Genomic DNA, 12,064 nt, shown 5'->3' with positions numbered 1-12,064 from the left:
CTACCGCGCCCGCCGCCGCACGTCCGGTGATTAGCCCGGCAGCTTCTCGAACATCGGCACCAACTGGCCTGTGAAGCTCGTGTACCCGGCGCGGACGCGGTCGCCGATCACCAGATCGTTCGCACCATGCGCCATCATCCGGAATCCCTCGGCGCAATCGACCAGCACGATCTTGAACGGCACATGCGCCCGCGCCTCGGCGGTGGCGGCGCGATGCACCAGGGTCGCGGCGCACACCACGCCCTCGCCGCCCGCCACCATCGTTGTCAGTTCCTCGCCCCCGCAGGCCGCACAAAAATCCCGGCGGAAATACTGCACCGCGCCGCAGCCGCCGCAGCGCTGATAGGTGATCGTCGGCTCGCCGCCGGTCCAATCGGGCATCGCCATCTCGCTCATCGCACCCGCTCCAGGATCATGCTGACATGCGACGACAGCACGCCGCCATCGCCGTGCAGCAGCGCCACCGAGGCATCGTGGACCTGACGATCACCGGCCCGGCCGGTCATCTGTAGATGCGTCTCGACCAGATGCGCCATCGCGCCGCCGACGCCGCAATGGCCGTAGCTCAATAGTCCGCCATGGGTATTCAGCGGCATCGCGCCATTTCGCGAGAAATAGCCATCCCGCGCCCGCGCCGCCGCTTCACCTCGGCCTGCGAGCCCGAGGTCTTCGAGCAGCATCAACAGCGTGATGGTGAAGCTGTCATACACGGCAGCATACTTCACGTCGGACACCGCAGCGCCGCTCGCCGCCCAGGCCCGCGCGATCGACTGCTCGGCGCCGGACGGCCCTTCGGCCGGCATCGCGGTGACGTGCTGATGAGTATGGGCCTGACCGCAACCGCGCACCTTGATGCGATGTTCGGTGGTCGGCTCGCGGCTGATCACCAGCGCGGCGCCGCCATCCGACACCGGGCAGCAATCGAGCAGCTTCAGCGGCGAGGCGATCGGTTTCGACGCCATCACCTCGGTGACGCTGATCGGCTCGCGGAACTGCGCACCGGGATGAGTGATCGCATGGCTGCGCATCAGCACCGCGAACTCGGCGAGGTCTTCCTCGGTGACGCCGTGGTCGTGCATGTAGCGCGATGCCACCAGGCCATAATAGGCCGGGATGGTCGGCCCGAGCGGCACCTCGTAGACCGGGTGACCGACCTGCGCCAGCGCCTGCACCGATGCGTCGCGGCTCTGCCCGCTCAGCCGGTTCTCACCGCCGACGACCAGGATGTTCTTGGCCGCCCCGCTCTCGACCAGCTGATGCGCCAGCATCGCCATCGCCATGCCGGTGGCGCCGCCGACCTGCACCGCGTGGCAATAGCTCGGCCGGATGCCGAAGTGCTCGGCGAACACCGTCGCCAGCATGATATGCGGCATCGTGGTCGAATAGCCGCACAGCAGCCCATCGATGTCGCCGCGCTTCAGCCCCGCATCCGCAATCGCCGCCTCCGCCGCATCGCGCATCAGGCTGAGCGTGGTCGAACCATCGATCTTGCCGAACGGCGTGAGACCCACGCCGGTGATGTAGCTCATGATCGCCGCCTGCCTGTTACAAATCCCTTCGCGTTCGTCATTCCGGGACGCGCCTCTTGGCGCGGGCCCGGAATCCATATCCCCTGACGGTGGTTATGGATTCCGGGCTCGCCGCTTCGCGGCGCCCCGGAATGACGAACGAGAGACCGTTGGCGAGACCCGGCCGCCGAATTCATCGATCAACTCTCCGCTTCCGGCAATTTCAGCGCCCCACATTCCGCCAGCGCCGCGATTTCGTCCGCGCCATAGCCCGCCTCGCGCAGCACCTCGGCGCCGTGTTCGCCGAGCCGCGGCGCGAAGCGCTGGCGCTCGACCTTGGTATTCGACCACGTCGCCGAAACCTTCATGTCGCGGATCGCGCCTTCGCTGGGATGCTCGACGACGGGGAAGAAATCGGTCGCGACAAGATGCGGGTCGTCGAGGATGCTTTCGAGGTCGTGCATCCGCATCGCCGGTACGTCGGCGGCGTCGAGCAATGTCACCCACTCGTCCGTAGTCCTGGTCAGGAAGATCCGCGCCAGCTCGGCATAGACCACGTCGATGTTCACCGCGCGCCGGGCGAAGCTGGTGTAGCGGTCGTCAGCCAGCAGGTCATCGCGACCGACCGCGGTGAGGAAGCTGATCCACTGCTTGTCGTTATAGACCATGGCGCAGATGTACCCGTCGGCAGTCTGATACGGCCGGCGGTCCGGCGACAGGTGCCGTGCGTAGCCGCCGCGATCGAGCGGCGGCTCATAGGTGAGGCCGCCCATGTGATCGCCCATCACGAAACTCGCCATGGTCTCAAACATCGGGATGTCGAGCCGCTGGCCTTTGCCGGTGCGATCCCGATGCACCAGCGAGGCGCAGATCGCGCCGACCGCGGTGAGCCCGACGATTCGGTCGACCAGCGCATTCGGCACGTAGCGCGGCGTCCCGTCTCCGATCCGCGCATTCAGCGCCGGCAGCGCAGTGGCGCCCTGAATCAGATCGTCATAGGCCGGCTTGGCCGCATACGGCCCATCCTGGCCGAAGCCGAACACGCCGGCATAGATCAGCCGCGGATTGAGCGGCGCGACGTCGTCATAGCCGAGCCGCAGCCGCGCCATCGCCTGCGGGCGAACATTATAGACCAGCACGTCGGCGCGCGCGATCAGCCGCAACGCGGCGGCGCGGCCGGCGTCGTGCTTGAGGTCGAGGCAGATGCTGCGTTTGTTGCGGTTGGCGTTGAGAAACACCGGCCCCATGCCGGGATGCCGCGCCGGACCGATCTGCCGGGTGACGTCGCCGTCGGGGGATTCGATCTTGATGACGTCGGCGCCGTAATCGCCGAGCATCTGGGTGGCGTACGGCCCCATCAGCACCGACGTCATGTCGACGATTGTCGTGCCCACCAGTGGCCCCATCGCGGCGCTTCGCATCCCTTGTTCGCGGCGCTCTGATCGGCGCCGTCATGGCGATGTAACGGGACCGGCTCGCCGAGATCAAGCCGGCGCCCGGCATGGCGCCATGCGGGACAAACTCCACACCACGGAAGGTTTTGACCGCCCTCATTGACCGAGCAGCCGCCGAACCGTTGACTTCCCGCAGTTTGGGGCGGAGACGAGCGGCGATGACCACCCATCATACAACCTACACCGCGCCGCCATTCGGCCCGGCGCTGATGCTGAACGCCTTCGCGCCCTCGCGCGGCTGGAATCCGAAAGACGGCTTCCCGGATTTCAGCTTCATCTGGCGCGGCTATCAGATCAGTCCCGCTGCGCTGGCGACCTTGCAACGCGCTGCGGGCCGCGACGATGCGGCGACCGCCGACCGCCTGATGCTGCTGGCGCCGCATGTCACCGGCTTCCGGCTGACGATGGCGCTGCTGATGTGCCGGGACTGGCCGCTGCCGATCTGGCGCGCGCTGCAGCTCCGCAACCGACTGATCCGCAGCGGCACCATCAAGCTCGACACGCCGTCCGACCTGATCGTGCGGGCGACCGGCTGGCGGGTGCATGACAAAGGCATCGAGCTCGACGTCCTGGCGCAACTGATGCAGGGCGAGGATTGCCCGTGGCAGAGCATCACCACATTCTACTATCGCGGCCGCTTCGACGGGCCGGCGAGCCACGGCGCCGACGACGGCGCGCCGATGGCCTCGCCCGCGATCGAGCTGTCGCTGCCGCCGCTGACGCAATGGACCGTCGCTGGCGACGAGCGGCTGCGTTGGGCAGCGCTGACCGGCGATTACAATCCGCTGCACCTCGTCGATATCTACGCCCGTGCCACCGGCTTCGCCGCCGCCTCGGCCCACCCGCAGCGCATCGCCGCGCAATACCTCGGTCACCTCGCGCCGACACCAGAACCGCCGACTCAGCTCGACCTGTGGCTGAAAGGCCCGGTGTATTTCGGCCGCATTGCATCGCTGCGCGAGGCCGCAACCGAAGACGGCACCACCTTCGGCCTCTGGATCAACGGCGACGATCGTCCGGCGATGGTGGGGGTGATGCGATAACCGGCGACCGTCGTCGATATCGCGCCAAACCGGTGGCTCGCGATGACGGCGGAGGGTTGCCTCCAGCATCTTGCGACCTTGGCATTCTCGGACCTATCAGTTCGTCATGCCCGGCCTTGTGCCGGGCATCCACGCCTTTGAATTCGCGATGCCCCAAAGGCGTGGATGGCCGGGACGCGCCCGGCCATGACGAGGAGAATCGGAAGTTGTTGCCGAATTACTTCACGATCTTCCGCAGCTCCGTCTTCAGCACTTTGCCGTAATTGTTCTTCGGCAGCGCGTCGAGATAGACGTAGCGCTTGGGGCGCTTGAAGCGGGCGATGGTGGCGAGGCAGTGGGCGTCGAGCGTGGCGTCGTCGGCCGCTACGCCATCGGCGAGCACGACACAGGCGACGACGTTCTCGCCCCATTCCGGATCGGCCACCCCGATCGCCGAAACCTCGCGCACAGCCGGATGCGTCAGCAGCGCCTCCTCGACTTCGCGCGGATAGATATTGGTGCCGCCGGAGATGATCACATCCTTGGAGCGGTCTGACAGCGTCAGGAAGCCGTCGTCATCCAAGCGCCCGACATCGCCGGTGCGCAGCCAGCCGTCCTTCAGCGTCTCGGCATTGGCCTGCGGATTGTTCCAATAGCCGAGCATCACGGTTGAGCCCTTGACCTCGATCTCGCCGGTCTCGCCCGGCGGCAGCACTTCGCCGTTCGCGCCGGTGATCCGCACCGACACCACGCTCTGCGCGGTGCCGACCGAAGCGAGCCGCTGCAGATAGCGCGGATGATCGACGTCGGCGTGCAGCGCGCGCTTCAGCGAGGTGATCGTCATCGGCGATTCACCCTGGCCGTAGATCTGCACGAACCGCTGGCCCATCACGCCGAGCGCCTCGCGGATGTCGGCGAGATACATCGGTCCGCCGCCATAGACGATGGTGCGCAGCCCCTCGCCGGTCTCGCCGCGGCGCTTGGCGGCCTCGACCAGGCGCTTGATCATGGTCGGCGCGGCGAACATCGCGACGTTGCCGAGCTGCTTGCCGAGACTCAGCACCTCGTCCGGATCGAACCCGCCGGACTCCGGCACGACGTGCCGCGCGCCGAACCGGACGTGGATCATGTTGTAGAGCCCGGCGCCGTGCGAGATCGGCGCGGCATACAGCGCCGCATCCTCCGGCGTCACCGCGTCGACATCGGCCAGATAGCTCAGCGACATCGCCACGAGATTGCCGTGGCTGAGCATCACGCCCTTGGGCCGGCCGGTGGTGCCGGAGGTGTAGAACAGCCAGGCGAGATCGTGATCGTCGCGCGCGACCGGCGCCTTGGCCCCCTCGCCGCTGCGGGCACGGTCGTAGCCGTCGCTGTCGATCGCCAGCACCGCCATGCCGGGCGGCAGATCGCAGGAGGCGTCGTTGAAGGTGTCGGCGGTGTCGTCGCAGATCAGCGCGAGTCTCGCTTCCGCGTTGCTGCAGATCCAGGCGACCTCCTTGCCGTGCAGCTTGGCGTTGATCGGGATCGCCACCGCGCCTGCCCACCAGATGCCGTACAGCGCTTCGAGATAGCGCGTGCAATTATGCGCGAACAACGCGACGCGATCGCCGGGCGCGATGCCGTAATCGCGCGCCAGCGCCGCGCCGAACGATGCCGCACGCGACGCGAACGTCGCGTAGTCGGCATCGACCGTGGTGCCCGTCAGCAGCGCCGGAGCGCCCGGCCGCAGCCGGGCGCTCGCAGCAAGCCATTCCGCCAGATTCATCCCCCGCCCCCCGGCTGTTGGTTACTTGGCCGGTTCGAGCACCGACACGTAATTGGCGACCGCCGCGCCGCCCATATTGAAGATGCCGGCGAGCTTGGCGTCCTTGATCTGCATGCCTTCCGGCGCCTGGCCGAGCAGCTGCATCGCACTCAGCACGTGCATCGACACGCCGGTCGCGCCGATCGGATGACCCTTGGCCTTGAGACCGCCGGACGGATTGATCGGCAGCTTGCCGTCCTTCTGGGTCCAGCCCTCCTTGATCGCGCGGGCGCCCTGCCCCTTCGGCGTCAGGCCCATCGCTTCGTATTCGATCAGCTCGGCGATGGTGAAGCAATCGTGGGTCTCGACGAACGACAGATCGTTCAGCGTGACGCCCGCCTGCTCCAGCGCGCGCTGCCAGGCCACGGTGCAGCCTTCGAACTGCAGAATGTCGCGCTTGGACATCGGCAGGAAATCCTGCGCATGGGCGCGGGCGCGGATGTTCACCGCCTTGCCCATCGCCTTGGCGTTCTCGGCAGACGTCAGCACCAGCGCCGCGGCGCCGTCGGACACCAGCGAGCAATCTGTGCGCTTCAACGGGCCGGCGACGAACGGGTTCTTCTCGCCTTCAGCGCGGCAGAACTCGAAGCCAAAATCCTTGCGCATCTGCGCATAGGGATTGGCGACGCCGTTGTGGTGGTTCTTGGCGGCGATCATCGCCAGCGCGTCGGACTGGTCGCCGTATTTCTGGAAGTACTTCTGGGCGATGATGCCGAACACGCCGGCAAACCCGGCCGGGGTGTCGCCGTCTTCCGGCAAGTACGACGCACGCAGCAGGTTCTTGCCGATCTCAGGCCCCGGGGTGCGGGTCATCTGCTCGACGCCGACCACCAGCACGACCTTGGCGGCGCCGGATTCGATCGCGCGGATGCCCTGATGCACGGCGGCGGACCCGGTGGCGCAGGCGTTCTCCACCCGGGTGGCCGGCTTGAACCGTAGCGCCGGATCGGCCTGCAGCACCAGCGCGGCGGTGAAGTCCTGCGGCGAGAAGCCGGCATTGAAATGCCCGAGCACGATCTCGTCGACGTCGCCCGGCGCAATCCCAGCGTCGGCGATCGCCTCGGTGGCGACACGGACGATCATGCTTTCCACGGTTTCGGCGTCGAACTTGCCGAACGGCATATGGGCCCATCCAACGATGCTGGCAGTCATGGCGTTTTCTCCTCGAAGGTCGATGAAACTCGAACCTGGATTTATTATAGGATGACCATCAGATAAAGACATCCCCGCTCACGGAATGGTGGCCGGGCGTGGCACGAAGGGCGGACGCCGGCCCATCCGCGTCATTGCGAGCGCAGCGAAGCAATCCAGAGACCGTGCACGGAGCTGGATCGCTTCCCGCGGAGCCTGTGCCTGGACGGCGCGAAGCGCCGATCCGGGTGCTCCTCGCAATGACGGTGCGGGGCAAGGCGATTACTTCACGAACTTGCCACCCAACTCGTCCTCGATATGGATGCGGATGATGTCGTCGAAGGTCTTTTCGGCGGTGGTGAAGCCGAGCTTCAGCGCGCGGTCGGTCGAGAAATTGCGCGGCCAGCCGGCGACAATGCCGATGATGGTCGGATCCGGCTCGCACTTGATCCGGGCGGCCACAGCTTTGCCGGCAACGCGCTCCAATGCGGCGATCTGCTCGCCGACCGTGGCGGGCAGCCCGGGCATCGACAGGCTGCGGCGCGGCCCCATCGCGGCGGTGTCCATGGTGGCGGCGTGGATCAAGAAGCCGACCGCCGAGCGCGGCGAGGCGTGCCAGTGCATCACCTCGTCCGACACCGGCAGCAACGCCTCCTCGCCATTCAGCGGCTCGCGGATGATGTTGGAGAAGAAGCCGGACGCCGCCTTGTTCGGCTTGCCGGGTCGGACGCAGATCGTCGGCAGGCGGATGCCGACGCCGTCGAAAAAGCCCTTGCGGGTGTAGTCGGCGATCAGGAGTTCGCAGATCGCCTTCTGGGTGCCGTAGCTGGTCAGCGGCGCCGACAGGAATTCATCGCCGATCTTATCCGGGAACGGCGCGCCGAACACCGCGATCGACGAGGTGAACACCAGCCGCGGATGATAGTCGTCGCCCTCGGCACGGATCGCATCGATCAGATGCTTGGTGCCGTCGAGATTGATCCGGTAACCCTTGTCGAAATCAGCCTCGGCTTCGCCCGAGACGATTGCCGCCAGATGGAAGATCACCTCCGGCCGATGCGCCACCAGCGCCGCCGCCTGCCCCGGCTCGGCGAGATCGCTGGTCACCACCTGGATCGCGATCGAGGCATGCGGCGGCCGCACCGGCGCGACCACGTCCTGCAGCGTCATCCGGGTGATCTCGCGGCTGCCGAGCCGCCCGTCCGCCAGCAGCCGCTCGGTGAGCTTGCGCCCGACCATGCCGGCGGCGCCGAGTATCAGAATGTGCAAGGAAAGCTCCGTCGATTGGAGGGGCGAAGGCCCCGTGCAGTGCGCCTCATGGTGAGGAGGCGCGAAGCGCCGTCTCGAACCATGAGGCGAGTGTGGCCCATCCTTCGAGACGCGCGCAAGAGCGCGCTCCTCAGGATGAGGTCGATCGGGCGGCAATGCCTCAGCGATCTCCGCACTTCGTCATTGCGAGGAGCGACGCGACGAAGCAATCCAGTTCGGTGCACGGAGCTGGATTGCTTCGCTGCGCTCGCAATGACGGAGCAGAATCATTCCTTCACCGCCCCGGTCATCGCCGACACGTAATGCTCGACGAAGAACGCGTAGAGGATGACGAGCGGCAGCGAGCCGACCAGGGCGCCGGCCATCAGCGAGCCCCATTTGTAGATGTCGCCGTCGACGAACTCGTTGACGATCGCCACCGGCACGGTCTTGTTCGGCGTCGACTGCAGGAAGGTCAGCGCGTAGATGAATTCGTTCCAGCACAGCGTGAAGCAGAAGATGAAGGCCGAAATCAACCCCGGCACCGCCAGCGGAATGATGATCTTGATCAGGATCTGCCAGCGCGAGGCGCCGTCGATCAGCGCGCATTCCTCGAGCTCGAACGGGATGGTCTTGAAATAGCCCATCAGCAGCCAGGTCGAGAACGGGATCAGCAGCGTCGGATACACCAGGATCAGCGACAGCGGCGAGTCGAACAGGCCGTAGGCCTGGATCACCGAGGCGAGCGGAATGAACAGGATCGACGGCGGCACCAGATACGCCAGGAAGATCGCGCCGCCGACGGTGTCGGCACCGCGGAAGCGCAGCCGCACGATCGCATAGGCGGCGAGCACGCTGGCCGCGATCGACAGCACGGTCGAGGCCGCCGCGACATACATCGTGTTCCACAACCACCGCGGATATTGGGTTTCGAACAGCAGCTTCTGGATGTGCTTCAGCGTCGGATGCACCACCCAGAACGGGTTGTAGGTCTCCATGTCGATCAGCTGCTCGTCCGGTTTAATCGCCGTCAGCCCCATCCAGTAGAACGGGAACAACAGCACGACGAGGATGACGAACAGCGGCAGATACAGTGTCACCAGCCGGCGCGGCAGCGACTCCAGATAGCTCATGCCCTCGCTGTCGTCGCTCTGCGCCACGGTGGCGGCGGCTTTGACGGCGAGCCGGGGATCGGAGGCGGTGGTCTCAGTCATTGTCGGTCCCCTGCTGCCATTTGCGCCGCTGCATGCCGAACCACGAGATCGCGATCGCCGCGAGCAGGAACGGGATCATGGCGGTGGCGATCGCCGCGCCCTCCCCGAGCCGGCCCGACAGAATGCCGCGCTGATAGCTCAGCGTCGCCATCAGATGCGTGGCGTTGACCGGGCCGCCGCGGGTCAGCGCCCAGATCAGTTGGAAGTCGGTGAAGGTGAACAGCACCGAGAACGTCATCACCACCGCGATGATCGGCGTCAGCAAAGGATAGGTGATGTAGCGAAAGCGCTGCCACGCGGTGGCGCCGTCCAGCGTCGCCGCCTCATACAGCGATGGCGACACCGTCTGCAGGCCGGCCAGCAGCGTGATCGCCACGAACGGCACGCCGCGCCAGATATTGGCGAAGATCACCGATGCGCGCGCCCAGTTGCTGTCGCCGAGGAAATTGATGTTCTGGTCGATCACCCCGAGCTTGATCAGCGACCAGGAGATGATCGAGAACTGCGAGTCGTAGATCCACCAGAACGCGATCGCCGACAGCACCGTCGGCACGATGAACGGCACCAGTACCGCGGCGCGGATGATCGCCTTGAACGGCATGTGCCGGTTGAGCAGCAGCGCCAGATACAGGCCGACCGCGAATTTGATCGCGCTGGCGACCACCGTGTACAGAATGGTGTTGAACACCGACAGCCAGAAGATGCTGTCGTCCCAAAGCCATTCGTAGTTCTCGATCCCGATGAACACCCCGCCGCGCCCGATCCGCGCGTCGGTGAAGCTCATCCAGACGCCGAGAAACAGCGGATACGCCAGGAACAGAATCAGGAACGCCGCCGCCGGCAGCATGAACCACAGCGCAATGAAGTTGCGGCTGGTGCGCAGGCGTTGCCAGGCGGAAGGGCCGCCGTCGGTCCGCCCCGGCGCGACTGTCTGGATCGTGCTCATCGGCCGCTGCTTTCTGTTGACGTCTTCTGGTTCATTCCGACCGACCCGTCGTTCCTCACCGTCATGCCCTGGCTCGTCCCGAGCATCCACGTATCAGGCGCCTCGTCCGTGGATGGCCGGGACAAGCCCGGCCATGACGACCTTGGAAATCCACGCGCCGCGACTTGCACCGCCCTCATCCTGAGGAGCCCGGCGGAACCCGAAGGGCGATGCCGGGCGTCTCGAAGGATGGCCGCGAGCGCATCGGCCTCATGGTTCGAGACGGCGCTGACGCGCCTCCTCACCATGAGGGACGGATGCCGGCGCAATCGGCGCCGGCTCCCGCAGCGATAACCGCCCTAAGCCCGGAAGATCCGCTTCGCGGCGCGTTCGGCGCTGCTCATGGCGGTCTTCACGTCTTCGCGGCCGGTGCAGTAGTTGGCGAACATGTCGACCACGACGAAGTCGGCGATCGCCGCCGCCGCGTTCTCGCCCATCTGGGCGTCGCCGGCCGGCGTCGAGGCGGTGCGGGCGACGTCGCGATACGGCGTGTTCTTGGGGTCCGCGGTCCACATCGGGTTCTTCTCGTAGTCGAGCAGGAATGGCGACAGATAGCCCTGCGCCGCTTCGACCCACGGGTTGAACTGCTCCGGCTCCATCATGAAGGCGGTGAACGCCTTGCAGGTCTGCGGGAACTTGGTGAAGTTGTAGATCAGGATCGGGAAACCGAGATGCAGCTCGCGGGTCTTGCCGTTGAGCCCGGCGGGCAGATGCGCGTGATTGATGTCCTCCGCCATCTCCTTGTTGTCTTTCTTCGCCGTGACGTAGATCGAGATGCCGTTGGTGGTGAGATAGAGCTGGCCGGCCAGGAACGCCTTATTGTTGGAGGCATCGTTCCACGACGCGGTGCCGGGGATGAAGTTGTCGTACAGCCCCTTGACGTATTCGAGCGCCTTCGCGGTCTCGGGCGAATTGACGACGACCTTGCTGTCCTTGTCGATCAGCGCGCCGCCGTGCGCCCACAGCGCCCAGTGCAGCCAGCCATTGGCGTCGCCCGAAGCGTGGCCGAGCGCCATGCCGGCCGGCGTGCCGTTCTTATTCATGCCCTTCACCAGATCGGAGAAGCCGGCGAGGTCCTTCGGAAACTCCTTGTGGCCGGCCTTCTCGGCCGCGCTGATCCGGTAGTTGACGAGGCCGCCGGTCGCCGCCACGGGAATTCCGATCCACTTGCCGTTGAACATGCCGTAGGCCTTGCCGGAGTCGCTCCAGCCGCCGCACTTCTTGGCGAGATAATCGGCGACGTCCGACACGTCAGTGCACTTGTTCGGGAACAGGAACGGCAACGAGTACAGGCCCCACACCATGTCGAGCCCCTGCCCGGTGTTGGCGGCGACCGACGCCTTGGGCTGGATGTCGTCATAGGACTCGTTGGAGACGTTGATGGTGACGTTGTTGGCCTTCTGGAACGCGTCGACGATCTTCATGAAGGCGACGTCTTCGGCTTCGACGAACCGCTTCCAGCGCAGCAGATTGATCTTGGCACCGGGCTCCGGCTTCCACGGCGAGGCCTGCGCCCAGGCCTTGGCGTAGCCAAGCAACTGGTCGGCGGACATCGTCGCTGCCGTGGCCAACGTGATCGCGCCACCCTTCAACAACGTGCGGCGATCGAGGGTAAAGTCCGTCATCTGTCGTTCACTCCCTATGTTCCGCTTTATGCATTGGTTCGTTGATCGACCAATTCTTGTATTTGTCTGTCAC

Annotated in this window: 10 protein-coding genes; 1 reads left to right on the top strand and 9 read right to left on the bottom strand. The window is 65.8% G+C overall.

Annotation, left to right across the window (positions count from 1 at the left end; all coding sequences use genetic code 11):
- Positions 1-30 precede the first annotated feature (30 nt).
- The 3 genes from DY467_RS09795 to DY467_RS09785 all read right to left on the bottom strand — a co-directional run bounded on the left by DY467_RS09795 (position 31) and on the right by DY467_RS09785 (position 2,914).
- The gene (locus DY467_RS09795; RefSeq protein WP_164635658.1) at positions 31-396 is read right to left on the bottom strand and encodes a Zn-ribbon domain-containing OB-fold protein; all 366 of its coding nucleotides are present in this window, start codon (positions 394-396) and stop codon (positions 31-33) included.
- Positions 393-1,529 carry a thiolase family protein gene (locus tag DY467_RS09790; RefSeq protein ID WP_164635656.1) on the bottom strand — a complete coding sequence of 379 codons (1,137 nt, stop codon included), beginning with the start codon at positions 1,527-1,529 and terminating at the stop codon, positions 393-395. The genes DY467_RS09795 and DY467_RS09790 overlap by 4 nt, the downstream gene beginning before the upstream one ends.
- Before the next feature lie 179 nt (positions 1,530-1,708).
- Positions 1,709-2,914 carry a CaiB/BaiF CoA transferase family protein gene (locus DY467_RS09785; RefSeq protein ID WP_164635654.1) on the bottom strand — a complete coding sequence of 402 codons (1,206 nt, stop codon included), beginning with the start codon at positions 2,912-2,914 and terminating at the stop codon, positions 1,709-1,711.
- Between the two features lie 206 nt (positions 2,915-3,120).
- Between DY467_RS09785 and DY467_RS09780 the strand changes: the two genes are divergently transcribed.
- A complete protein-coding gene (locus DY467_RS09780) occupies positions 3,121-4,005 on the top strand; it encodes a hotdog family protein (RefSeq protein WP_164635652.1) in 885 nt (294 codons plus the stop codon).
- A gap of 217 nt (positions 4,006-4,222) precedes the next feature.
- Here DY467_RS09780 and DY467_RS09775 read toward each other — a convergent pair whose 3' ends face one another.
- From DY467_RS09775 to DY467_RS09750, 6 genes are all read right to left on the bottom strand, one after another.
- Entirely contained in the window at positions 4,223-5,749 is a 1,527-nt protein-coding gene (locus DY467_RS09775; protein WP_164635650.1) for a class I adenylate-forming enzyme family protein, read from the bottom strand.
- Positions 5,750-5,770: 21 nt separating this feature from the next.
- Positions 5,771-6,940: an acetyl-CoA acetyltransferase gene (locus tag DY467_RS09770; protein WP_107345249.1), complete on the bottom strand. Its 1,170-nt coding sequence runs from the start codon at positions 6,938-6,940 to the stop codon at positions 5,771-5,773.
- 261 nt (positions 6,941-7,201) lie between these two features.
- On the bottom strand, positions 7,202-8,188 hold the full coding sequence (gene denD, locus DY467_RS09765; protein WP_164635648.1) for a D-erythronate dehydrogenase: 987 nt from the start codon (positions 8,186-8,188) through the stop codon (positions 7,202-7,204).
- A 266-nt stretch (positions 8,189-8,454) separates the two neighbouring features.
- On the bottom strand, positions 8,455-9,381 hold the full coding sequence (locus DY467_RS09760) for a carbohydrate ABC transporter permease (RefSeq protein ID WP_107345251.1): 927 nt from the start codon (positions 9,379-9,381) through the stop codon (positions 8,455-8,457).
- A complete protein-coding gene (locus DY467_RS09755; protein ID WP_164635646.1) occupies positions 9,374-10,327 on the bottom strand; it encodes a carbohydrate ABC transporter permease in 954 nt (317 codons plus the stop codon). The genes DY467_RS09760 and DY467_RS09755 overlap by 8 nt, the downstream gene beginning before the upstream one ends.
- Before the next feature lie 338 nt (positions 10,328-10,665).
- Positions 10,666-11,991 carry an ABC transporter substrate-binding protein gene (locus tag DY467_RS09750; protein ID WP_164635644.1) on the bottom strand — a complete coding sequence of 442 codons (1,326 nt, stop codon included), beginning with the start codon at positions 11,989-11,991 and terminating at the stop codon, positions 10,666-10,668.
- Between the last annotated feature and the right edge of the window lie 73 nt (positions 11,992-12,064).

This window comes from Rhodopseudomonas sp. BR0G17 (assembly GCF_010907025.1).
GTDB lineage: Bacteria > Pseudomonadota > Alphaproteobacteria > Rhizobiales > Xanthobacteraceae > Rhodopseudomonas > Rhodopseudomonas palustris_H.
The sequence above is the reverse complement of the archived record's forward strand: the minus strand, read 5'-3'. Positions and strand labels throughout refer to the sequence as shown.